Raw genomic sequence first — 21,415 nt, 5'->3', positions numbered from 1 at the left:
GGGTGTTGGAGACTTGAGGGAAGCTGCTCCTAGTACGAGAGGACCGGAGTGGACGTACCGCTGGTGTTCCGGTTGTCACGCCAGTGGCATTGCCGGGTAGCTATGTACGGACGGGATAACCGCTGAAAGCATCTATGCGGGAAGCCTCTCCCAAGATTAGGTCTCCCTGGACCTTTAAGGTCCCTGAAGGGCCCTAGAAGACGACTAGGTTGATAGGCCGGGTGTGGAAGCGCGGTAACGCGTGGAGCTAACCGGTACTAATTGCCCGTGAGGCTTGACCATATAACACCCAACCAAGCTGGACGCGGCGCGTCAAACTCTCTTTCTGAATATCTGGGGCTTGGCCCCAACCAGTTTGCCTGGCGGAGATAGCAAGTGGGAACCACCCGATCCCATTCCGAACTCGGAAGTGAAACCGCTGTGCGCCGATGATAGTGTGGGTTCGCCCATGTGAAAGTAGGTCACTGCCAGGCTTTTATATTTGACCCCCCTTGAGGTATTGCCTCAACGGGGGTTTTTCTTTATCCGACTACCTGTTATGGACAGGCTGGCTGTCCCCTTGCTCTTGGCAGAAGCTTTGAATAAGCGGTAGCCGCCAGACGCATGCCCCCCGGGGGCGCCCACCTAGCTGTCTGTTGCCCGCTAAATGCTGTGCGGATGAGATTAGCGCTTTGAGCTCATGATGTCGGTAACGGTACCCACGAACATTTCCGCTGCCATCCCGACGGTTTCGGATAAGGTGGGATGGGCGTGAATAGTGAGCGCCAGATCCTGGGCGTCAGCGCCCATTTCGATGGCCAGTACGCCCTCGGCAAGCAGGTCGCCGGCGCCCGGGCCGACGATGCCGATGCCCAGCACCCGGCGGCTGGTTTCGTCAAACAGGATTTTGGTCAGACCTTCGTCGCGACCCAGAGTCAGGCTGCGGCCATTGGCCGCCCAGGGGAACACCGCTTTGGCGTAGGCGATGCCGTCTTTCTTGGCCTGCTGTTCAGTCAGGCCGGCCCAGCTGATTTCGGGGTCGGTGAACACCACAGCTGGGATCGCCAGCGGTGCAAACGCGGCCTTGTGACCGGCGATGACTTCCGCGGCTACCTTGCCCTCGTGGGCGGCCTTATGTGCCAGCATCGGTTCGCCGGCTACATCGCCGATTGCGAAAATGTGCCCCGCGCCGGTGCGCCGCTGGCCATCGACCTCAATGAAGCCGCGTTCGGTCACCGTCACGCCCAAGGCCTCCAGGCCCAGATCGGTGCCGTTCGGGCGCCGGCCGACGGCCACCAGGGCGCGGTCGTAGGTCTTGACGTCCTTGCCGTTCGGTCCCTCTAAGCTGACATGCAGGCCATCTTTCCTGGCCTCAATGCCGGTGACTTTGGTCTTCAGGCGAATGTCGGCAAACTCCCCAGCTAACTTTTTGGCCAGTGGCTTGACCAGGTCCGTATCGGCACCTGGCAGCAGGGTATCCATGAACTCGACCACGCTGACCGCGCTGCCCAGCGCCCGGTACACGGTAGCCATTTCAAGGCCGATGTAGCCGCCGCCGATCACCAGTAGCTTGCGCGGAATATCCGTTAGGGCCAATGCGCCGGTGGAGTCCATGACCCGCGGATCGTCCGGGAGGCCGAGGATGCGCACCGGCGTGGAGCCAGTGGCCACGATGGCGTGCTCGAATTCGATGTCGACCGGTCCGTTCGGTGTCTCGACACGCAGGGTATGGGCGGCGGTGAACTTTGCCGCACCATGCACCACCTGCACTTTGCGCTGACGCGCCAAAGCCACCAGGCCGCCTGTGAGCTTGGCAACCACTTTGTTCTTGCCGGTGCGCACGGCGTCCAGATCGATCTTCGGCTTGCCGAAGGCGACGCCCGGCGTGTGGGCAGCCTCGTCGATCACCTTGGCCACATGCAGCAAGGCCTTCGACGGAATGCAACCGACGTTCAGGCACACGCCGCCCAAGCGTTCGTCGCGCTCGACCAGCACCACCTGCAGGCCAAGATCGGCGGCCCGGAAGGCTGCGCTATAGCCGCCGGGGCCAGCACCGAGCACCACCAGTTGGGTGCGGACAGGGGTCGTCATGGATATGCTCCGCAGTGTGTTTGTTTTTAAAGCAGCAGGCAGCGCAGGTCTTCGAGCAGACCGGCCAGGTGGCGGACAAACCGCGCCGCGGAAGCGCCATCGATGACGCGGTGGTCGTAGGACATCGACAGCGGCAGCATCAGGCGGGGCGCGAACTGCTCGCCGTCCCATACCGGCTTCATGCTGGAACGCGACACGCCCAGGATGGCGACTTCCGGCCAGTTCACAATCGGCGTGAAGGCGGTGCCGCCAATTCCGCCCAGGCTGGAGATGGTGAAGCTGCCGCCGCGCATCTCGTCCGATTTGAGCTTGCGCTCGCGCGCCCGGGCGCTCAGGTCGCCCAGTTCCGCCGCCAGATCCAGGATGCCCTTGCAGTCGACGTCGCGGATGACTGGCACAACCAGCCCATTGGGCGTGTCCACGGCCACACCGATGTGGATGTAGTGCTTGACGATCAGCGACTTGCCGTCCGCCGCCAGGCTGGCGTTGAAGTCCGGAAAGGCTTTCAGCGCCCCCGCGCAGGCTTTCAGCAGCAGGGCGACCGGGGTCAGCTTGGCGCCGCGTGCCTCGGCGTCCCTGGCGCGGGCCTTGCGGAAGGCTTCCAGGTCCGTGATGTCGGCCTCGTCGTGCTGCGTGACCTGTGGCACCTGCGGCCAGGAGCGACCGAGGTTCTCGCCGGTCAGTTGGCGAATGCGGCTGAGCGCAACTGTCTCGACCGCGCCCCACTGACTGAAGTCGATTGCCGGCAGCGGCGCCAGACGGTCTCCGGTGGCAGCTCCCGCCGCGCCGCCCTGGAGGGCGAATTTGACGTACGCCTGCACGTCTTCCTGCGTGATGCGGCCCTTGCGCCCGCTGCCGCCAACGTGGGCCAGATCGACGCCCAGCTCGCGGCCAAAGCGCCGTACCGAGGGCGTGGCGTGGGGCGTTTTCCCCGACGATGGCGGTGCGGCCGTTAATGGCCCTGCCGGGGCAACCACCGCCGATGCAGGCGCGGCACCTGCCGGTTCGGCTTCGGGCGCGGATTTCTGTTGTTCCGGGGCAGGGGCTTGCGCGGCCGCCGTTTCGATCATGGCCACCCGATCGCCGGTTTTCAGCTTGTCGCCAACCTTGACCTTAAGTTCCCGTACCGTGCCGGCGAACGGTGCCGGCAGTTCGGTGGCGGCTTTCTCGGTCTCGACCGTGAGCAGGGCGTCGCCTTCGGCCACGTGATCGCCGGGTTTCACCGCCAGTTCGATCACGTCGGCTGCCTTGCCTTCGCCCAGGTCCGGGCAGGTGACCGGCTGCACGCTTGTGCCGGCCGGAGCCGTCGCCGGCGTGGGGGCTGGTGTGGCGGCAGGAGCGGGTGCCTCCGCAGGGGTGGGTGCCGCATTTTCGGCGCTTGCAAGCCCGGCGGTTTTTACAACTTCCAGCACAACGATGACGTCGCCTTCCTTGACCCGGTCGCCGGCCTTCACGCGCACGGCGGTCACCTTGCCGCCGTACTCAGATGGCAGCTCCATGGCTGCCTTGTCGGTTTCCAGCGTGACGATGATGTCGCCCTCGGCGATGGTGTCGCCGGGTTTGACGGACACCTCGGCCACGTCGGCTTCATGCACGTTCTCGGCGAGTCCCGGGACGATGAGGTTCTGTTTCATTTGTTGTTGTGCTCCCTGCGCCTCAGACGGTAGTCGGGTCGGGCTGTTCGGAGTCTATGCCCAGCTTGCCTGCAGCTTCTGTCACGGTCTTGACCGGGATCGTACCCTCGTCGGCCAGGGCCTTGAGTGCGGCGTAGGCGATGTGTTCGCGGCTGATTTCGAAGAACTGGCGCAGCCGGCGGCGGGTATCGCTGCGCCCGAAGCCATCCGTGCCCAGCACCACGTAGCGCCCGCGCACCCACGGCCGGATCTGATCGGCGAAGGCCTGCATATAGTCCGTCGCGGCAATGACCGGACCGTCGGTGCCGTCCAGGCACTGCTCGACGTAGCTCCGGCGCGGCTTGGCCGTCGGGTGCAGACGGTTCCAGCGTTCCACGGACAAGCCGTCGCGGCGCAATTCGTTGAAGCTGGTGGCGCTCCACACGTCGGCCTGCACGCCAAAGTCCCGGGCCAGAATCTCGGCGGCCGCCAGCCCCTCGCGCAGGATGGCGCCGCTGCCTAGCAGCTGCACCCGTGGCGGCGCCTTCTTGGCGCGCGACTTTTTCGCAAATGCCGCCTGCAGGCGATACAGGCCACGAAGGATGCCCTCGGCGGCGCCCTTGGGCATCGGCGGGTGGGCGTAGTTCTCGTTCTCGACCGTGATGTAGTAGTAGACACTCTCGTCGGCTTCGTACATCCGCTGCATGCCGTCCTGAATGATGACAGCCAGCTCGTACATATAGGTCGGATCGTAGGCGATGCAGTTGGGAATGGTCGCCGCCAGCAGATGGCTGTGGCCGTCCTGGTGCTGCAGGCCTTCGCCGGCCAGTGTGGTGCGACCGGCAGTACCGCCGAGCAGGAATCCGCGGCAGCGCATGTCGCCGGCGGCCCAGGCGAAATCGCCAATGCGCTGGAAGCCGAACATCGAATAGAAAATGTAGAAGGGAATCATCGACACGCCGTGCATGGCATACGACGTGCCGGCTGCGATCCAGGAGCAGAACGCACCGGCCTCGTTGATGCCCTCTTCCAGAATCTGGCCCTTCTGGTCCTCGCGGTAGAACATGAAATGACCGGCGTCCTCCGGCTCGTACAGCTGGCCTTCGGGCGCGTAAATGCCCAGCTGGCGGAACAGTCCCTCCATACCGAAGGTACGGGCCTCGTCCGGCACGATCGGCACCAGGTTCTGGCCGATGTTCGGGTCCTTGGTCAGTTGCGTCAGGATGCGCACGAAGGCCATGGTGGTCGAAATTTCGCGCTCGCCGCTGCCTTCAAGGATCTTGTCGAAGGTGTCGAGCCTGGGAATGGTCAGGCGCGGAGCCTGTGCGCGGCGTGCCGGCAGATACCCGCCCAATGCTTTTCGCCGGTCGTGCAGATACTGCATCTCGGGGCTGTCTTCGGCCGGCCTGTAATACGGAATGGTCGCCAGCTGGTCGTCCGGAATCGGCACCCGGAAGCGGTCGCGAAATGCGCGCACCTGCTCGTCGGTCATCTTCTTTTGCTGGTGGGTGATGTTCTGGCCCTCGCCTGCCGTGCCCATGCCGTAGCCCTTGACGGTCTTGAACAGAATCACGGTCGGCTGGCCACGGTGACGCACGGCGGCATCGAAGGCGGCATAGATCTTCAGCGGGTCGTTACCGCCGCGGCGCAGGCGGTAGATGTCGTCGTCCGACAGGTGTTCGACCAGGCGCAGCGTTTCGGGGTATTTGCCAAAGAACCGTTCGCGCGTGTACTTGCCACCGCGCGCCTTGTAGGCCTGATATTCCCCGTCGAGGGCTTCTTCCATGCGCTGGCGAAGAACGCCGCTGGCGTCGCGGCCCAGCAGGTCGTCCCACTCCGAGCCCCAGACCACCTTGATCACGTTCCAGCCGTTGCCGCGGAACTCCCTGTCCAGCTCCTGGATAATCTTGCCGTTGCCGCGCACCGGGCCGTCCAGGCGCTGCAGGTTGCAGTTGACGATGAAGATCAGGTTGTCGAGTTTCTCGCGCCCGGCCACCGACAGGGCACCGCGCGATTCGGGTTCGTCCATCTCGCCGTCGCCCAGGAAAGCGTAGACCTTGCGACTGTCCATCTGGGCCAGGCCCCGGCGGTCCAGGTAGGCCATGAACCGGGCCTGATAGATGGCCATCATCGGTGCCAGCCCCATCGATACGGTGGGCAGGCTCCAGAACTCCGGCATCAGCCATGGGTGCGGATAGGACGACAGGCCACCGCCGTCGGCCAGTTCCTGGCGGAAGTTGTTCAGGTCGCGTTCGGCGAGGCGGCCTTCCAGGAACGCACGGGCATACATGCCCGGTGAGGTGTGGCCCTGGTAGAACACCAGATCGCCGGTGGCGGCGTCGGCCGAGGCGCGAAAAAAATGGTTGAAGCCCACCTCGTAGATGGTGGCCAGGGAGGCATAACTTGCGATATGGCCGCCCAGCTCGGTCGACTCACGGTTGGCGCGGGTAACGATGGCCATGGCATTCCAGCGCAGTGCGGCGCGGATGCGACCCTCGATTTCCAAGTCGCCCGGATAGTCCGGCTGCCGGTCGACAGGAATGGTGTTCAGGTAGGCGGTGTTGAGGCCCTGCGGCAGGCCAAGGCCCAGCTGGCGTGCTTCGTCGAGCAGGGTTTCCACCACGAAACGTGCTCGGTCATCGCCCTCCACCGCCGCCAACGAGCGCAGCGCATCGAGCCAATCGCGCGTCTCCACGGGGTCTATGTCGCGCGCGATGGGGCCACCTGCCTCGGGCAGGCCGCCGTCCGGTTTGTTCATGCAGGATCTCCGCGTATAGGTTGAAACCGGAGCGGGCCGCCAGCCCTGTGTCTGCCGCGGCCCGAACGTCAGTCGGGGGTTGGCCCCGACGGGGGTAAGTTTAGCAGTCTGTCGAAGATGTCCGGCCGACGCCAGTAGGCCGGATAATGACCAGCCATGGAGACCCTGACCCTCACTCGCCCAGACGACTGCCACCTGCACCTGCGTGACGGTCCGGCGCTGGCGGCGGTGCTTGGCGATACCGCGCGCCGGTTCGCGCGCGCCGTGGTGATGCCGAATCTGAGTCCCCCATTGACCACCGTGGGCGCTGCGTTGGCGTATCGGGATCGCATCCTTGAGGCGTTGCCGATGGGTGCGGACTTCAGACCGCTGATGACGCTGTACCTGACCGAAGCCACCTCGGCGCGGGAGCTGACCGCCGCCAAGGCAGCGGGCATCGTCGGCGTCAAGCTGTATCCGGCCGGTGCTACCACCCATTCGGATGCCGGAGTGGGGCGTGTGGAGGCCATCTACCCGGCGCTGGAGACGATGCAGGCGCTGGATCTGCCGCTGCTGGTGCACGGCGAGGTGACCGATCCTGCAGTGGACGTGTTCGACCGCGAGGCGGTGTTCATTGATCGCCATCTGGCGCCGCTGGTGGCGCGTTTCCCGCAGCTGCGGGTAGTGCTGGAACACGTCACCACGCACGAGGGGGTCGATTTCGTGCGTGATGCCCGGCCGGGCGTGGCGGCCAGCATCACTCCGCAGCATCTGTCGATGAATCGCAGCGCGCTGTTCGAGGGCGGCCTGCGTCCTCACCACTACTGTCTGCCGATACTCAAGCGCGAGCGGCACCGTGCTGCGGTGCTGGAAGCGGCGATCTCAGGGGATGCCCGATTTTTTCTCGGCACCGACAGCGCGCCCCACGCGCGTGGCGATAAGCAGAGCGCCTGTGGTTGCGCGGGCATCTACAGTGCGCATGCGGGCATCGAGTTTTACGCGGAGGCCTTTGATCAAGCCGGTGCGCTGGATCGCCTTGAAGCCTTCGCCGCCCACCACGGGGCAGACTTCTACCGTCTGCCGCGCAACGCCGGCACGCTCACCCTGCGCCGTGGCGCAATGGCGGTGCCGGAAAGCCTGCCGTTCGGCGATGACCGGTTGATTCCCCTGCGCGCAGGCGGTGATGTGGCCTGGCAAGTCGCGGACTGAGCCTGGACCAACCCGGAGAAGACCATGCTCGATTCATTGCGTGAGCGTTTCGAGGGCCCGTTGCGCGAGCGGCTGGAGCCTGTCGTGCAATGGCTTGCCGCCCGCCAGATGACTCCCAACCAGGTCACACTGGCGGCGCTCGGGCTCAGCCTGTTGGCGGCATTGTGTATAGGCTCCGGTTGGTTGCGACTGGGCGCACTGGTGCTGATCGTTGCCAGTCTGGGTGACCTGGTGGACGGCATGCTGGCGCGGGCCACCGATCAGTCCAGTCCCTTTGGCGCGTTTTTCGACTCGACGCTGGATCGCCTGTCCGAGGGCGCCGTGCTGGCGGCAGTGGCCTACCAGTTTGCAATCGGTGGCCACCCACTGCTGGTGGCGACGGTGGTGCTTGCGTTGCTGGGGTCGTTGCTGGTGAGTTACACCCGCGCCCGCGCCGAGGCGCTGGGCATCGAATGTACGGTTGGCCTTATGAGTCGCGCCGAGCGCACCGTGCTACTGATCGCCGGTCTGTTGCTCGGCTTGCTGGCACCAGCGGTCGTTCTACTGGCAGTGCTATCGCTCTATACCGTCGGCCAGCGCGTGCAGTGTGTACGGGAAGCGCTCGACGGGCGCGATTGAGAGGGCTCGTGGAGGTCCTGTGTTTGATGGCCTGTGGGTCGCGTTGCCAAGGTCGGTGGCGCGGGCCTACCATTCGTTGGGTCAGCGCTATACCGAAATCCTGAGGAGGAAATAACCATGGGCACCCTGGAGCGTTTCCAAATCGACGGCAGTCATCGCAAATATTCCGAGGCGGACGTGCGCCGCGGCGCGCGCAACATGCTGGTCGACGGCTGTGACATGAAGGCTGGCGACGAAGTATTGATCCTGAACGAGAACGGCATCACCGAGCCAGCGCTGTCGGACGTGATCGAGGACGAGGCCCGCAAACTTGGCGGGCGCGTGCACGTGATGTGGACCGATACTGTCACGGGCCCGGATGACATGCCGCCGTCGGTGGTCAAGGCCTTCGAGTCGCCGGACGTGACTATCTTCAACCACATGATTGCCGGGGTGCTGCGCATGGTGCCGTTCAACGGCCGCGGCATGAAGATGCTCAATTTCCTGCAAACCTGGGACCAGCTCGGTTCGCCCTTCGGGCAGGTGCCGTACAAGGTGTGGCTGGAAGTGCTCAAGAATCTGGGCCCGCGCCTTGGGTCGGCCAAAAGCTGGCGCATCACCTGCCCGCTGGGTAGCGACCTGTCCGGCCTGATCCCGCAGCCGGGACATTCCCCCAAACAGTCCAAGGCCGATGCCAAGGCCACCGGCGACGGCTTCACCCTGCGCACCTTTCCGCTGGGCGTGTGTCAGGTGTTCGACAGCATGCAGGCCAGCGGCCGGCTGGCGGTGCGCTGGCTGACGCCGTCCGGCGTGCACGTGTTTGAACCCAACGGCATCGCCCTGGGCAGCCCGGTAATGATCGAAATCGACCGCGGTCGCATCACCGGCTTCGACGGTGACCCGCAGGCCGTGGCCCAGCTGCGCGCCTATATGGAAAAGTGCGGCCGCGAGATGGCCAAGGAACCCTATATCGTCAATTCCTGGCACGCCGGCATCAACCCGCGCTGTTTGGTCACGGCCGGCCCGGATCAGGGCCTGGACCAGTGGATGTACATGGTTCACGCCAACCCGCGTATCGTGCATTTCCATACCATTGGTCCGGTGCAGCCGGGCGAGATGTCGATTCCGGTGGTCGACCCGACTATCGAATTCGACGGCGAGAAAGTGTGGGACGCCGGCCGCCTGGTGTTTCTGGACCGTCCGGACGTGCAGGACAAGGTGCGCGCCTTCGGCGATCCACAGTTCGCTTTCCATCACGAACTCGAAATTGGCGTCTGAGCGGCCTACCCGTCGCTCGCTAACGAGGCACCCCCATGGCCCGCACGATCTGGTACACCCGTTGCCCGGTGCCGACCGCATCCGGCATTGCCTATCAGCGCAAGCTGTTCGACAGCGAATTCGCGGGTACCGACTGCGAAGTCCGCAACATCAAGGAGCTGGGCCGGGCCAACTCCGACACGCACTTTGCCCACACGCTGGACGATTCGTTTCGCGAGGGCGGCGGCTCGCCGCCGGTGTGGGCGCGCTCACGCGGGGCGGATACGGCCCTGCTGGGCATCAGCTTTGTCGAGGAGACGCTTGGCCTGTTCGTGCGCGCTGACGATCCTATTCACTCGGTGCGCGATCTGGCCGGCAAGCGCCTGGCCCTGCCGGTGTGGCCCAAGCTGATCATGAATTTCTTTCGCTTCGCAGCCAAGAAAGCCTTCGTATCCGGACTGGAACTGCACGGCCTGCACGAGGCCGACGCCGTGTTCACCGACGTGGTCGAAACCGGCGACCACTACCAGTTACTTAACCCCGGCTTCGCCGACAGCGAGGCGCGACAGATACCGTCCTATTACAACTGCCAGATGCGCGCCCTGCTGGATGGCAAGGTGGATGCCTTCTTCGCCAAGGGTGGCGAGATTGCCGCCATGCAGCGCGACTCCGGCGGCGGTATCCGCATGCTGTACAACCTGATCGAGGCCAAGCCTCTGTGGGCGAAGGTCAACAACGCCACTCCGCGTATTCTGACGGTCAGCAACTCGCTGGTGCGCGAACGGCCGGACATGGTGGTTCGCTACGCCCGCACACTGCTGAAGGCCGCCACCTGGGCCGCGCAGCCCGAGAACAAGATCGACGCCACCGCCGCCATGGCGCGCGAGACCGGCGTCACGCCGGCCGACATTGATCTTTACTACACGCCGGATTTGCACCAGAAGCTGAAACCGGAACTGAGCATGCGCGTGATCGAGACCCTGGAGATCATGAAAAGCTTCCTGCATGCACACGGTTTCATTGAGCAGAATTTTTCCACCAAGGATTGGATGGCGTCCGAGTTGCTGCGCGACGCCTACTCGGCCGAAGGCATCGCCTGGCCGGATTGAGTCTTCCTTCCGTCATCAGGATTTGTTTATGACTAGCCCGCTCGATCCCAAAGCCTTGCGCCAGGTGTTTGGCCAGTTCTGCACTGGGGTTACCGTGGTGTGCGCGGCCGACGCCCAGGGTCGCCGCTACGGCATTACCGTCAACTCGTTCAGCTCCGTGTCGCTGGATCCGCCGCTGGCCTTGTTCAGCCTGATGCACGACGCCGATACCCTGAAGATCATCGAGGCTGCCGGCGCCTTCAGCATCAATATCCTGGCCGAGGACCAGCAGGACATCTCAAACCGCCTGGCCAAGAAAGGCGGGCCCGAAAAGATGGAAGGCATCGCGACGCATGCCGGGGTCACTGGCGCGCCCGTTCTGGATAACGTGCTTGGCCATATGGATTGCACGCTGTACCGGCGCTATGACGGCGGTGACCATGTCATTCTGGTCGGCGAAATCAAGCAGGCGGCCATCGGCGAGGAGCGTTCGCCACTGCTGTATTTCCGAAGCGCGTACAAGACCGTGGCGGCTTGAGATCAGCCCGCACCCACTACTACCGGAGGGGAACGCATGAGCAAAGTGACCGTTAACGAGAGCGTCGTCGTCGAGGCCACGCCCGACAAGGCATGGGCGCTGGTCGGCGACTTCGCCGGTCTGGTCGCGTGGTTCCCGGCAGTCGCCACCAGCGTGGTGGAAGGTAGCGGTGTGGGCGCTATCAGGCACCTGTCCATGCCGGACGGCAATCAGCTCACGGAGCGTCAGGAAACCCGTGACGAGGCTGGGCGCAGCTATGAGTACGTCGTCATAGCCGGCGCCCTGCCATGCACCGACTACCGCTCGCAGCTGTCGGTCAGTCCGTCTGGTCGCGGCTCCAGGATCAGCTGGCGCGCACAGTTTCTGCCAATACCGGACGCGCCGGTGGACGCCGTTGCCTTCATCAGCAGCGTATACCGCGGCGGCCTGGACAGCGCCAAAAAGCTGCTTGACGGCGATTGAAATAAGGCTTTTGTCCGGGTAACGCCGGGCCGGCGCGTATTGGCCCTATCGGGGCGCCAGCCTGTACGCGGCGCGCGGAACGGAGGTGGCGATGACCGATCTGAATGTAAACGGCACCGTGCATCGGGTCGAGGCGGAACCGGACAAACCCCTGCTGTGGGTGTTGCGCGAGGATCTGGGCCTCACCGGCAGCAAATTCGGTTGCGGGGTTGGGCAATGCCTGGCCTGCACGGTGCATCTGGATGGCGAGCCTGCGGCCGCCTGCCTGACGCCGCTGGCGGCCGTGGCCGGCCGCCGAGTCACCACTATCGAAGGTCTGCCTGCGGCCGCCAGCCATCCGGTGCAGCGCGCCTGGGTGGAGATGAATGTGGTGCAGTGCGGCTACTGCCAGTCGGGCCAGATCTTGGCGGCGGTCGCGCTGCTGGCCGCTAACCGCGAACCGGCTGACGCCGACATCGACCGCGCCATGCGCGGCAACCTGTGTCGTTGCGGCACCTATCAGCGCATTCGCGGCGCGGTGCGGCGGGCCGCGGCGCTCGCTCGTGGGGAAGTCTGAGATGGCTGCCGTGATCAGCCGTCGTCAGGTGCTCACCGGCGGCGCGGGCCTGGCAGCGGGTCTGTGGGTGGCGGTGCGGCTGCCAGGGGTCAATGCGGCGCCGCGACAGACGCCATTCGTGCCTAATGCCTTCATCCATGTTGCAGTGGATGACGCCGTTACCCTGACCTTGCACAAATCCGAGATGGGCCAGGGTGCGCATACCGGCCTTGCCGCCATCCTGGCCGACGAACTGGACGTGGACCTGGCACGAGTCAGTCTGTTGATGGCCGACGAGGATCCGGCGTTTTATCCTGACGGTGGCCAGATGGGCACCGGCGGGAGTACCAGCATCCGCTTCTCCTGGGATGCGTTGGCCGCCGCCGCCGCCAGTGCCCGCGCGCTGCTGGTCGCCGCGGCAGCCCGCACCTGGCAGGTGGAGCCCGATGCCTGTCGTACGGATGCCGGGCGCGTGCTCGGGCCGGACCGTCAGGCCCTGTCTTATGGCGAGCTGGCTACTTTGGCGCAGAGCATGCCGCTACCCGCCAAGCCGCCGCGCCGCGCGCCCGGCGACTATCGCTACATCGGCAAGCCGACGCCGCGTGTGGACAATTTTTCCAAGGTCACCGGTCAGGCACGTTTTGGTATCGACGTGATGCTGCCTGGCCTGTTGACGGCGGTGGTGCTGCGCCCCCCGCAGTTTGGCAGCGCGCTTGAGCGTTTCGACGCCAGCGCGGCCTTGAAGCTGCCGGGGGTACACAAAATCGTCGCCATCGATTCGGGTGTCGGTGTGGTGGCCGACGGCTACTGGCAGGCGCGGCGGGCCGCCCAGGCGGTCAAGGTGACCTGGCGGCCCGGGCTGCCAGTGGACGATGTGCTTATCGGTACTCTGCTCGATGCCGCGGTCGAGACGCCAGGCAGTCCAGCCCGCAGTGATGGCGATGCGCTGGAGGTGTTGGCCAGCAGCGGGCCAACGCTGACGGCGACGTATCGGGTGCCTTACCTCGCCCACGCCTGTCTTGAGCCGATGAATGCCACAGCGGATGTCCGGGACGGGCGCTGCGAAATCTGGGCACCGACACAGGGCCAGACCCGCGCCCGCGGTGCAGCGGCGGCCTTGCTGGGGCTGGCTCCGGAACAGGTGACGGTACACACCACCTACCTGGGTGGCGGTTTCGGGCGGCGCTTCGAAACCGATTTTGTGCTGGACGCGGTGGCCTTGTCGCGCGCCGTGGCGGCGCCGGTCAAGGTGATCTGGTCGCGCGAGGATGACTTGCAGCACGACTTCTATCGTCCGGCTGCGGTACACCGACTGCAAGCGGCGCTGGAGGGCATCACCCCGGTTGCCTGGTGGCAGCGCATCGCGAGTCCTTCGATCCAGAGCCGGCTGGCGCCCGACACCATCACAGCGGGCGTGGATCGCACCGTGGTGGAGGGCGCGCGCGAGCTGCCCTACGCCATCCCGAATGTGGCGGTGGAGTGTGCGCTGGTCGACCTGGGCGTGCCGGTAGGCTACTGGCGTTCGGTGGGAAGCTCCGGCAACGCATTTGTTGCCGAGTCGTTCATCGACGAGCTGGCGCATGCCGCCCGCAGCAACCCGCTGGAGTTTCGAAAGCGTTTGCTAACCGGCCAGCCGCGGCACCTGAAGGTGCTGCAACTGGCGGCGGCTCGCGCTGGCTGGGAGCAGCCGCTGGCAACCGGACACGGTCGCGACATTGCCGTGCACATGAGCTACGGAAGCTATGTGGCGCAAGTCGTGCAGGTCAGCGTGACCGAGGGCACGCTGCGCGTGGAGCGGGTGGTGTGTGTCATTGACTGCGGCCGTCACGTTAACCCGGACCAGGTGGCGGCCCAGATGGAGGGCGGCATCGTGTTTGGCCTCACCGCGGCGCTGTATGGCGAGGTGCCCATCAGCGAGGGCTCAGCCCGGCTCGGAAATTTCGACAGCTATCCGCTGCTGCGCATGGACCAGATGCCGCGCATCGAGGTGCACATCGTGCCCAGTGACGAGCCGCCTGGAGGGGTTGGAGAACCCGGTGTGCCGCCGTTGGCTCCGGCGCTCGCCAACGCCATCTTTGCAGCTACCGGTCAGCGTCTGCGTCGGTTGCCGTTGCGTCTTAGCGCCTGAGTCGCTTATTCACACGCCTGGGTCGAGCCGCAGCAGTGCCGGCACAGTGCCGTCCGGCTGATGCTCGAAGCGCAGGCGCGCCATTCCTGCGTAACCCAGGCGCAGCCGCCAGCTATGGCTCAGCGGCATGCCAAGCACCGCCCGCAAGAGCATGGCATGTGTGCCGCCGTGGCCAATCAGCAGTACGCGTTGACCCCGCGCCCGTTCGACCACCCGGTGCCAGGCACCCTCCACCCGCGCACAAAAATCGGCAATCGGTTCGCCGTCGGGCGGCGGATATGCCACCGGGTCTCGCCAGAAACGCGTCAGCGCGATGCCGTACTCGGCCCGAACCTGTGCCGCGGTCAGGCCTTCCCAGCGGCCGAAGCTGATTTCTCGAAAATCCGCTTCCACCTCTGCTGCCAACCCCTGACGCTGCGCCAGCACCTGGGCGAACTCGCGGCAGCGGCGCAGTGGCGAGGTGACGATGCAGTCCCACGCGCCGTCCCCGGTGGCCGCTTCAAGCTGCGTCCAGCCAGCGGCGCTCAGGGGGTCGTCCAGCGTGCCGCGAAAGCGTTGCCCACCCTGCGGTTCGCCATGGCGCAGCAGGTCCACCAGGGTGACCGGCACATCCATCACGGCGTTGCCAGTGTGCCGCGGTAGCGGGCCCAGTCGAAGTAGGGTCCGGGGTCGCTCTTGCGGCCGGGGGCGATTTCGCTGTGGCCGACGATGTGTTCAGCATGCAGCTGGGGACAGGCCGTTCTCAGCGCCCTGGTCAGCGCCACCAGTGTCGCGTACTGGGCGGGCATGAACGGGTTCTGATCGCTGCCTTCCAGTTCGATGCCGACAGAAAAATCATTGCAGCGTTGGCGTTGGCCGAAACGTGACACGCCGGCATGCCAGGCGCGCCGCGACAGCGGCACGAACTGCACGACCTGGCCGTCCCGGCGGATAAAAAAATGCGTCGACACGCGCAGGCCGGACAGCTCGGCGTACTCGGGCCGCAGGCTGCAATCGAGTGTGCCAAGGAACAAGGCCGTCACGTCGTCGCCGCCGTACTTCCCGGGCGGCAGGCTGATGGCGTGGATAACCAGCAGCTCAATCGCCATGTCGGGCGGGCGACAGTCGCAATGCGGCGAGGGTAGCCAGTGCGCGCCCACAGCCAGCCCGCTGTCCGCATCAATGCGAAAATCTTCGCTGGTCAGGGTCACGGCGGACGCTCCTGGCGGCGCGGTTACACGGTCGATACGCGTATTTTCGGGTCAAAAGCGTATCAACGCCAAAGTCATGGGACGGCCTCGGCTAAACTTGCCCGACGCGCCCATCGCCGTCACCGACGCCCGCCCATGTCACTGTCCCCCGGCCTTCTGTATGTTGTTTGTGGTCCGTCCGGGGTTGGCAAGACCAGTCTCGTGCAGGCGCTGGTGCTGCGCCGCCCGGGTCTGGCCCTGTCGGTGTCGTACACCACGCGTCCGCCACGTGATGGCGAGCAGCAGGGCGTGAGCTATCACTTTGTGAGCGACAGCCGGTTCAACGCCATGTGCGCCGCCGGCGAGTTTCTGGAATATGCGCAGGTGTTTGATCACCAGTACGGCACCTCGGCCACAGCGGTCGAACAGATGCTCGCAGCCGGTCGCGACGTGGTGCTGGAGATCGACTGGCAGGGTGCCCAGCAGGCACGCGCGAGGCTGCCGGGCTGTGTCACCGTGATGATCCTGCCGCCATCGGTCGCGGTCCTGCGCCAGCGCCTCACCGGCCGCAAGGACGACCCGGCCCTGGTCGAGCGGCGTATGCGCGATGCCACAGCCGAGCTCAGCCACTGGCCGCAGTTTGATTATCTGGTGGTGAACGAGGTGTTCGAGCAGGCGCTGGCTGATCTGTGCGCAATCACGCGCAGCGGCGAACTGCGGCGCGAGCGCCAGGGCGCCTGGGTTGCCGCGGCGCTACCGGAGCTGGGGAAAATCTGAAGGACTTGGCAACTTATCGACTGCCCTGGCTGGCGCGATAGGTCGCCACCGAAATCCCCGCAATCGTGCTTAATTTCTGGCGCTGGCCTGAGTCGAGTGGGCCGAGGCTTCCAGCCAGCGGCGCACGCGGTTGGCATCGCCGATGCGGGTCAGCGAACCCACCGAATCCATCAGCACCATGACCACCGGCTTGCCGTCGATGGTGGCCTGCATCACCAGGCAACGCCCGGCTTCATTCAGGAACCCGGTCTTGGTGACGTCGATATGCCACTGCGGGTTGCGTACCAGCGGATTGGTGTTGCGATACTGCGTGGCGTAGCTACCGACCTTGACCGTGTACTCACGGGTCGTCGAGTAGGAGCGAATGGTGGGATAGGTACTCGCGGTCCTGACCATGCGCACCAGGTCGGCCGGCGAGGCGCGGTTTTCGCCAGACAGGCCGGTGGCCTCGACGAAGCGGGTCTGGCGCATGCCAAGCGCGCTGGCTTTGCGGTTCATGGCGGCCACGCCGGCTGCTTGGCCGCCGGGGTAGTTGCGCAGCAGCGCCGCTGCCGCGCGGTTTTCCGCCGACATCAAGGCCAGACGCAACAGGTCGCCGCGCGGCAGGCGCGTGCCGATGGCCAAACGCGAAGTGGTGCTGCGCAGGCGGTCGATCTCGGCATTGGTGATGCTGATAGGTACCTCCAGCGACTGCTTGGCGTCGAGCACCACCATGGCCGTCATGAGCTTGGTGATGGAGGCGATCGGCAGCGGCTGGTCGGCATTCTTTCGGTACAGCACCGCGCCGGTGTCGGCACGCACCACCAGCGCGGCCCGCGAACGCACATCCACCGTGGGCGGTGAGCCCGCCTGCACGCTGCTTGCGCACACCAGGGCCAACACGCTGCCAAGCAGGAACCGCACGCGGTATGTGTTCATTCCGTTCCTGGACTTGGGAGTGACATGAGGGTGTCGGTCAGTGACATTCTGATCTTTAAGAGGAAGCGCTGAAGAAATCCATCCTGGCTTTCCCAGCGCCCACCATCGGAAAAGCGTGGTTTTCCGATGGCGCAGAAAACCAGTAGCTTACAGCCACTGCTTTTGGCAGCGCATCCTTGCGCTGCGGGAAACACTGAATACTTCACCGTTTCCTCCGGGGAGCTTGACTGTAACGCCAGCGCGGCAAGTATCTTCATATTGGCCGCAAATACCAGAGGCAGCTTCAACAAGGACTGGCCCGCGGTCGGTTTCAAGACTCCACTTCCAGGCCCCGCACACGCGCAAACCCGCGTGGCAATGGCTTGCCACGCGCAGCGCGGCTGGCGCCGTAGGCGTCAAGATCGCTGCCTTTGAGCGTGAGATGACGGGCGCCTGCGACGACCTTGAGCGCGGCCCCGGCAGGCAATGCGGCCACGGCGAGCAGCTTTTCCTCGCCGCTGGCGACGAGTTTGCTGGGGATGCCTATCAACTTCACGCCCTTGCCGCGTGGCATCTCGGGAAGTTCGCTGGCCGCGAATACCACCAGACGTCCGGTGCTGCTGACACAGGCCAGGCGTAGCCCGTTGCTGCTATCCAGTCGCAGCGGTGCCAGCGGCACGGCGCCGGGTGGCAGGCTGAGCAGGGCTTTGCCCGCGCGCTGGCGCGAGATCAGCGATTCGAGCGGGGTCACAAAACCGTAGCCGGCGTCGCTGGCGAGCAGGACGCGCTCGTCCGGCTCGCCCAGCAGCACGTGTAGCAAGCGCGCGCCTTCCTCCAGCGTCAGGCGGCCGGACAGTGGCTCGCCGTGGCCACGCGCCGTGGGCAGGCTGCTCGCCGGTAGCGCATAGGCACGGCCGTTGGAGTCCAGGAACACCGTTTGCTGATTGCTGCGACCGCGGGCCGCCGCCAGGTAGCTGTCACCGGAGCGGTAGCCGAGGCCCTGGGCGTCGATATCGTGGCTCTTGGCCAGGCGTACCCAGCCGTGTGCGGACAGCACCACGGTCACCGGTTCGCTGGGGGTGATGTCGGCCTCGGCCAGCGCCCGGGCGGCTCCGCGCTGTACCAGCAGGCAGCGCCGCGGGTCGTCGTAAAGCTTGCCATCGGCGCGGATCTCGTCGCCGACCAGGGCCCGCAACCGCTCGTCCGAGCCTAGAACGTCCTGCAACTCCTGGCGCTCGGCGGCCAGCGCATCGCGCTCGCCGGTGATGCGGGTTTCTTCCAGCCGCGCCAGGTGACGCAGCTTGATCTCCAGGATCGCCTCGGCCTGGATGTCGCTCAGCGCGAAGCGCTCCATCAGCGCCGCCTTGGGATGATCCTCGTTGCGGATGATGGCGATGACTTCATCGATGTTGAGGAAGGCAATCAGCAGGCCTTCCAGGATGTGCAGGCGGTCCTGCACCCGCTGCAGGCGATGCGCCAGGCGCCGGCGCACAGTGACGATACGGAACTCCAGCCACTCGGCGAGCAGTTCCCGCAGGCCGCGGACCCCCGGCCGGCCGTTCAGGCCGATGCAGTTGATGTTCACGCGGTAGCTTTTTTCGAGCTCGGTGGTGGCGAACAGATGCCCCATCAGCGCCTCGACATCGATGCGCTTGGAGCGCGGCACCAGCACCAGACGGGTCGGGCTTTCGTGGTCGGATTCGTCGCGCAGGTCCTCCAGCCAGGGCAGCTTCTTGGCCTGCATCTGGGCGGCAATCTGCTCCAGCACCCGCGCGCCCGACACCTGGTACGGCAGCACGGTGATGATGATGTCGCCGTCCTCGACTTCGTAACGGGCCCGCGCCCGCACGCTGCCGTTGCCGCTGCGGTACATGGCCAGCAGCTCTTCACGCGGGGTGATGATGTCGCAGCCAGTCGGAAAATCCGGGGCCGGCAGCAGCCGGCACAGCGCCTCCAACGTGGCGTCCGGGTGCTTGAGCAGGTGCAGCACGGCGGCCACCACCTCGCGGAGGTTGTGCGGTGGAATGTCGGTGGACATGCCAACCGCTATGCCGTGGCCGCCGTTGAGCAGCAGATGTGGCAGGCGCGCCGGCATCAGGGTGGGTTCTTCCAGCGTGCCGTCGAAATTGGGCGCGAAGTCCACCGTGCCCAGGCCAAGCTCGGCCAGCAGGATGTTGGCGAAGCGCGACAGCCGCGACTCGGTGTAGCGCATGGCGGCAAACGATTTTGGATCGTCCGCGCTGCCCCAGTTGCCCTGACCCTCGACCAGTGGGTAGCGGTAGGCGAAGTCCTGCGCCATCAGCACCATCGCCTCGTAGCAGGCGCTGTCCCCGTGCGGGTGGAACTTGCCGATCACGTCGCCCACGGTGCGGGCGGATTTCTTGGGCTTGTTACCGGCTGCCAGGCCCAGTTCCGACATGGCGTAGATGATGCGGCGTTGTACCGGCTTCAGCCCGTCCGCCAGGTGCGGCAGGGCGCGGTCGAGGATGACGTACATGGAGTAATCCAGGTACGCCTTCTCGGTGAAGGTCTTCAGGGGCAGGCGTTCAAGCGTGTCGTCGAGGCTCATGGCGGATGGTCGGACCAGCGTACAGGGGCGGGTATGGTGACGTAAGCGGCCGTAGTCTGCCCACCGCTAACGCGTTGGTACATACTTGGCCCGTGCCTTTTGCAAGGGCGGCGAGTCCGCCCAGCGCCCTGTGTAGCGGGTCGCTCGACCCAGTCCCATCAGCCGGAGACCGTCATGTCCGCCGTACTCAAATCCACGTTTCGCTCCGCCGATGTACCGATCGATTTTCGCGAGCACATCCAGAACCTGCGCGCCAACGACCTGCTGTGGGAAATCGACGCGCCGATCACCATCGAAACCGAAGCCCATCCCCTGGTCAGGCTCCAGTTCCGGGGCCTCAAGGAAGACCAGCGGCGCGGCTTTCTGCTCAAGAACGTGCGCAGCGCCGACGGGCGCAGTTTTGGCACCGACCTGGCCATCGGTTGCCTGGCGGCGTCGCGCAAAATCTTCGAGACCGGTCTTGGCATGCAACCGGGCGACAACCTGCTGGAACTGGTCGCCCAGGCGTTGCGCAATCCCCTGCCGCCGGAAGTCGTCACCCACGCGCCGTGCCAGGAAGAAGTCCACATGGGCGCCTCGCTCACCGAGCACGGCGGTCTGGGCGAATTCCCGATTCCGATTTCCACGCCCGGCTACGACAACGGCCCGTACACCACCTTTTCGCACTGGGTCACCAAGGACCCCGAGACCGGCATCTATAACATCGGCAACTACCGCGGCCAGGTGAAAGCCCCGGACCGCATCGGCTGCTTCACCTACCCGCCGCAGCACCTGGGCCTGCACTGGGTCAAGTGCAAGCGTCTGGGCATTCCGCTGGAAGCGGCGCTGGTCATCGGCGTGCCGCCGTACGTGTCCTACGCCGCCAACGCCAAGATTCCCTACGAGTCCGACGAGCTGGAGATTGCCGGTGCCCTGTCGGGCCGGCCGTTGCCGGTGGTGCAGGCCAAAACCGTCGACCTGCTGGTGCCGGCGTATGCCGAGATCGTCATCGAGGGTCGCATTTCCACCGTGGAACTGGAACCCGAGGCGCCGTTTGGCGAGACGCACGGCTTCATGTCGCAGCCGGTGAATGCGTATTTCATGGAAGTGACGGCCATCACCCACCGCAAAAAGCCGACCTGGTGTTCCATCCTGTCGCAGTTCCCGCCGTCCGAGAGCACGCGCCTGCGTTCGATTTCCATGGAGGCGGCGTTCTTCAAGCATCTCAAATATGACTGCAACCTAGCCGGCGTGCTCGACGTGCACTTCCCGCAGCAGACCTCGGCCTATTACACCTGCTTCATCAAGATCAAACGCAACACCAAGGCTGATCCCTGGCAGGCGCTGCACGCCGCCGCCGGCTACGACAGCTTCATCAAGATGTTCGTCGTCACCGACGAGGATGTGGACATCCGCGACCCGGAAATGATGCTGTGGGCCACCGCCACGCGCGCCATGCCGCACCGGGACATGCGCATCATCGACGGGCGTATGTCGGCCATGGATTTCTCCGCCATCCAGGCCGACGAGGCCGAGGGCTTCAAATACATGGAGCCGAACGGCTCGTCCGCCATCCTCATCAACGCCTGCCGGCCGTGGGCCTACCCGCCAGTGGCGCTGCCGCGCAAGGACTTCATGGAAAACGCCATCCAGCGCTGGCAGGAACTCGGCCTGCCGGCCCTGGAACTGAAAAAACCCTGGCACGGCTACGACCTTGGTTTCTGGTCAGAGCAATGCGAAACCGAAGCGCAGATGGCCGTCGAAGGCCGGCATTACGAAATTGGCGAAGC

At 65.2% G+C, this 21,415-nt stretch carries 18 protein-coding genes and 2 rRNA genes; 12 read left to right on the top strand and 8 right to left on the bottom strand.

Annotated features, from left to right (window positions below; all coding sequences use genetic code 11):
• Together ABZF37_RS08325 and rrf are read left to right on the top strand one after the other, a co-directional pair.
• A 23S ribosomal RNA gene (locus ABZF37_RS08325) occupies nt 1-282 on the top strand; the annotation flags it as partial.
• Nucleotides 283-358: 76 nt separating this feature from the next.
• Nucleotides 359-473 (top strand): 5S ribosomal RNA (rrf, locus tag ABZF37_RS08320).
• Between the two features lie 190 nt (nt 474-663).
• On the opposite strand, the gene lpdA is transcribed toward rrf, so the two are convergent.
• The 3 genes from lpdA to aceE are packed head-to-tail and all read right to left on the bottom strand — an operon-like array spanning nt 664 to nt 6,441.
• Nucleotides 664-2,070 (bottom strand): dihydrolipoyl dehydrogenase, encoded by a 1,407-nt coding sequence (gene lpdA / locus ABZF37_RS08315; RefSeq protein ID WP_372718775.1) that lies wholly within the window; start codon nt 2,068-2,070, stop codon nt 664-666.
• A gap of 26 nt (nt 2,071-2,096) precedes the next feature.
• Nucleotides 2,097-3,704 carry a dihydrolipoyllysine-residue acetyltransferase gene (aceF, locus tag ABZF37_RS08310; RefSeq protein ID WP_372718773.1) on the bottom strand — a complete coding sequence of 536 codons (1,608 nt, stop codon included), beginning with the start codon at nt 3,702-3,704 and terminating at the stop codon, nt 2,097-2,099.
• A 22-nt stretch (nt 3,705-3,726) separates the two neighbouring features.
• Nucleotides 3,727-6,441 carry a pyruvate dehydrogenase (acetyl-transferring), homodimeric type gene (gene aceE / locus ABZF37_RS08305; RefSeq protein ID WP_372718771.1) on the bottom strand — a complete coding sequence of 905 codons (2,715 nt, stop codon included), beginning with the start codon at nt 6,439-6,441 and terminating at the stop codon, nt 3,727-3,729.
• Nucleotides 6,442-6,597: 156 nt separating this feature from the next.
• On the opposite strand from aceE, the gene pyrC reads away from it, so the two are divergent.
• The 8 genes from pyrC to ABZF37_RS08265 all read left to right on the top strand — a co-directional run bounded on the left by pyrC (nt 6,598) and on the right by ABZF37_RS08265 (nt 14,234).
• The gene (gene pyrC / locus ABZF37_RS08300; RefSeq protein ID WP_372718768.1) at nt 6,598-7,629 is read left to right on the top strand and encodes a dihydroorotase; all 1,032 of its coding nucleotides are present in this window, start codon (nt 6,598-6,600) and stop codon (nt 7,627-7,629) included.
• A 24-nt stretch (nt 7,630-7,653) separates the two neighbouring features.
• Nucleotides 7,654-8,247: a CDP-alcohol phosphatidyltransferase family protein gene (locus ABZF37_RS08295; protein ID WP_372718766.1), complete on the top strand. Its 594-nt coding sequence runs from the start codon at nt 7,654-7,656 to the stop codon at nt 8,245-8,247.
• A 117-nt stretch (nt 8,248-8,364) separates the two neighbouring features.
• On the top strand, nt 8,365-9,504 hold the full coding sequence (locus ABZF37_RS08290; RefSeq protein WP_372718764.1) for a hypothetical protein: 1,140 nt from the start codon (nt 8,365-8,367) through the stop codon (nt 9,502-9,504).
• Nucleotides 9,505-9,539: 35 nt separating this feature from the next.
• Complete coding sequence (locus ABZF37_RS08285) at nt 9,540-10,592, top strand: ABC transporter substrate-binding protein (protein WP_372718762.1); 1,053 nt, start codon at nt 9,540-9,542, stop codon at nt 10,590-10,592.
• 28 nt (nt 10,593-10,620) lie between these two features.
• Complete coding sequence (locus ABZF37_RS08280; protein WP_372718760.1) at nt 10,621-11,109, top strand: flavin reductase family protein; 489 nt, start codon at nt 10,621-10,623, stop codon at nt 11,107-11,109.
• 36 nt (nt 11,110-11,145) lie between these two features.
• Entirely contained in the window at nt 11,146-11,571 is a 426-nt protein-coding gene (locus tag ABZF37_RS08275) for an SRPBCC family protein (protein ID WP_372718758.1), read from the top strand.
• Between the two features lie 91 nt (nt 11,572-11,662).
• Nucleotides 11,663-12,127, top strand: coding sequence for a (2Fe-2S)-binding protein (locus ABZF37_RS08270; protein WP_372718756.1), 465 nt, complete (start codon nt 11,663-11,665; stop codon nt 12,125-12,127).
• 1 nt (nt 12,128) lies between these two features.
• The gene (locus ABZF37_RS08265; protein ID WP_372718754.1) at nt 12,129-14,234 is read left to right on the top strand and encodes a molybdopterin cofactor-binding domain-containing protein; all 2,106 of its coding nucleotides are present in this window, start codon (nt 12,129-12,131) and stop codon (nt 14,232-14,234) included.
• 9 nt (nt 14,235-14,243) lie between these two features.
• On the opposite strand, the gene ABZF37_RS08260 is transcribed toward ABZF37_RS08265, so the two are convergent.
• Both ABZF37_RS08260 and ampD read right to left on the bottom strand, forming a co-directional pair.
• Entirely contained in the window at nt 14,244-14,849 is a 606-nt protein-coding gene (locus ABZF37_RS08260; RefSeq protein ID WP_372718752.1) for a histidine phosphatase family protein, read from the bottom strand.
• Nucleotides 14,849-15,397, bottom strand: a complete 549-nt coding sequence (gene ampD / locus ABZF37_RS08255) for a 1,6-anhydro-N-acetylmuramyl-L-alanine amidase AmpD (protein WP_372718777.1) — start codon at nt 15,395-15,397, stop codon at nt 14,849-14,851. Before ampD ends, ABZF37_RS08260 begins: the two co-directional genes overlap by 1 nt.
• Before the next feature lie 162 nt (nt 15,398-15,559).
• On the opposite strand from ampD, the gene gmk reads away from it, so the two are divergent.
• Nucleotides 15,560-16,180, top strand: a complete 621-nt coding sequence (gmk, locus tag ABZF37_RS08250; protein WP_372718750.1) for a guanylate kinase — start codon at nt 15,560-15,562, stop codon at nt 16,178-16,180.
• Between the two features lie 69 nt (nt 16,181-16,249).
• On the opposite strand, the gene pbpG is transcribed toward gmk, so the two are convergent.
• From pbpG to parC, 3 genes are read right to left on the bottom strand one after another with little or no spacing between them, the layout of a single operon-like run.
• Nucleotides 16,250-17,098 (bottom strand): D-alanyl-D-alanine endopeptidase, encoded by an 849-nt coding sequence (pbpG, locus tag ABZF37_RS08245; protein ID WP_372718748.1) that lies wholly within the window; start codon nt 17,096-17,098, stop codon nt 16,250-16,252.
• Entirely contained in the window at nt 17,095-17,412 is a 318-nt protein-coding gene (locus ABZF37_RS08240) for a hypothetical protein (protein ID WP_372718746.1), read from the bottom strand. Before ABZF37_RS08240 ends, pbpG begins: the two co-directional genes overlap by 4 nt.
• Nucleotides 17,409-19,646, bottom strand: coding sequence for a DNA topoisomerase IV subunit A (gene parC, locus ABZF37_RS08235; RefSeq protein WP_372718744.1), 2,238 nt, complete (start codon nt 19,644-19,646; stop codon nt 17,409-17,411). Before parC ends, ABZF37_RS08240 begins: the two co-directional genes overlap by 4 nt.
• A gap of 174 nt (nt 19,647-19,820) precedes the next feature.
• Between parC and ABZF37_RS08230 the strand changes: the two genes are divergently transcribed.
• Nucleotides 19,821-21,415, top strand: a 1,595-nt coding sequence (locus ABZF37_RS08230; protein WP_372718742.1) for a UbiD family decarboxylase, incomplete at its 3' end; no start/stop codon positions are given.

The organism is Immundisolibacter sp., assembly GCF_041601295.1.
Lineage (GTDB): Bacteria > Pseudomonadota > Gammaproteobacteria > Immundisolibacterales > Immundisolibacteraceae > Immundisolibacter.
Note: the sequence above shows the minus strand (reverse complement) of the source record. Positions and strands in the feature narration are given on the sequence as shown.

Excerpts from the sequence above, each read along its gene's own strand:
- lpdA (WP_372718775.1), bottom strand. The coding sequence starts at position 2,070 with ATGACGACCCCTGTCCGCACCCAACTGGTGGTGCTCGGTGCTGGCCCC.
- aceF (WP_372718773.1), bottom strand. The coding sequence starts at position 3,704 with ATGAAACAGAACCTCATCGTCCCGGGACTCGCCGAGAACGTGCATGAA.
- aceE (WP_372718771.1), bottom strand. The coding sequence starts at position 6,441 with ATGAACAAACCGGACGGCGGCCTGCCCGAGGCAGGTGGCCCCATCGCG.
- pyrC (WP_372718768.1), top strand. The coding sequence starts at position 6,598 with ATGGAGACCCTGACCCTCACTCGCCCAGACGACTGCCACCTGCACCTG.
- ABZF37_RS08295 (WP_372718766.1), top strand. The coding sequence starts at position 7,654 with ATGCTCGATTCATTGCGTGAGCGTTTCGAGGGCCCGTTGCGCGAGCGG.
- ABZF37_RS08290 (WP_372718764.1), top strand. The coding sequence starts at position 8,365 with ATGGGCACCCTGGAGCGTTTCCAAATCGACGGCAGTCATCGCAAATAT.
- ABZF37_RS08285 (WP_372718762.1), top strand. The coding sequence starts at position 9,540 with ATGGCCCGCACGATCTGGTACACCCGTTGCCCGGTGCCGACCGCATCC.
- ABZF37_RS08280 (WP_372718760.1), top strand. The coding sequence starts at position 10,621 with ATGACTAGCCCGCTCGATCCCAAAGCCTTGCGCCAGGTGTTTGGCCAG.
- ABZF37_RS08275 (WP_372718758.1), top strand. The coding sequence starts at position 11,146 with ATGAGCAAAGTGACCGTTAACGAGAGCGTCGTCGTCGAGGCCACGCCC.
- ABZF37_RS08270 (WP_372718756.1), top strand. The coding sequence starts at position 11,663 with ATGACCGATCTGAATGTAAACGGCACCGTGCATCGGGTCGAGGCGGAA.
- ABZF37_RS08265 (WP_372718754.1), top strand. The coding sequence starts at position 12,129 with ATGGCTGCCGTGATCAGCCGTCGTCAGGTGCTCACCGGCGGCGCGGGC.
- ABZF37_RS08260 (WP_372718752.1), bottom strand. The coding sequence starts at position 14,849 with ATGGATGTGCCGGTCACCCTGGTGGACCTGCTGCGCCATGGCGAACCG.
- gmk (WP_372718750.1), top strand. The coding sequence starts at position 15,560 with ATGTCACTGTCCCCCGGCCTTCTGTATGTTGTTTGTGGTCCGTCCGGG.
- pbpG (WP_372718748.1), bottom strand. The coding sequence starts at position 17,098 with ATGAACACATACCGCGTGCGGTTCCTGCTTGGCAGCGTGTTGGCCCTG.
- parC (WP_372718744.1), bottom strand. The coding sequence starts at position 19,646 with ATGAGCCTCGACGACACGCTTGAACGCCTGCCCCTGAAGACCTTCACC.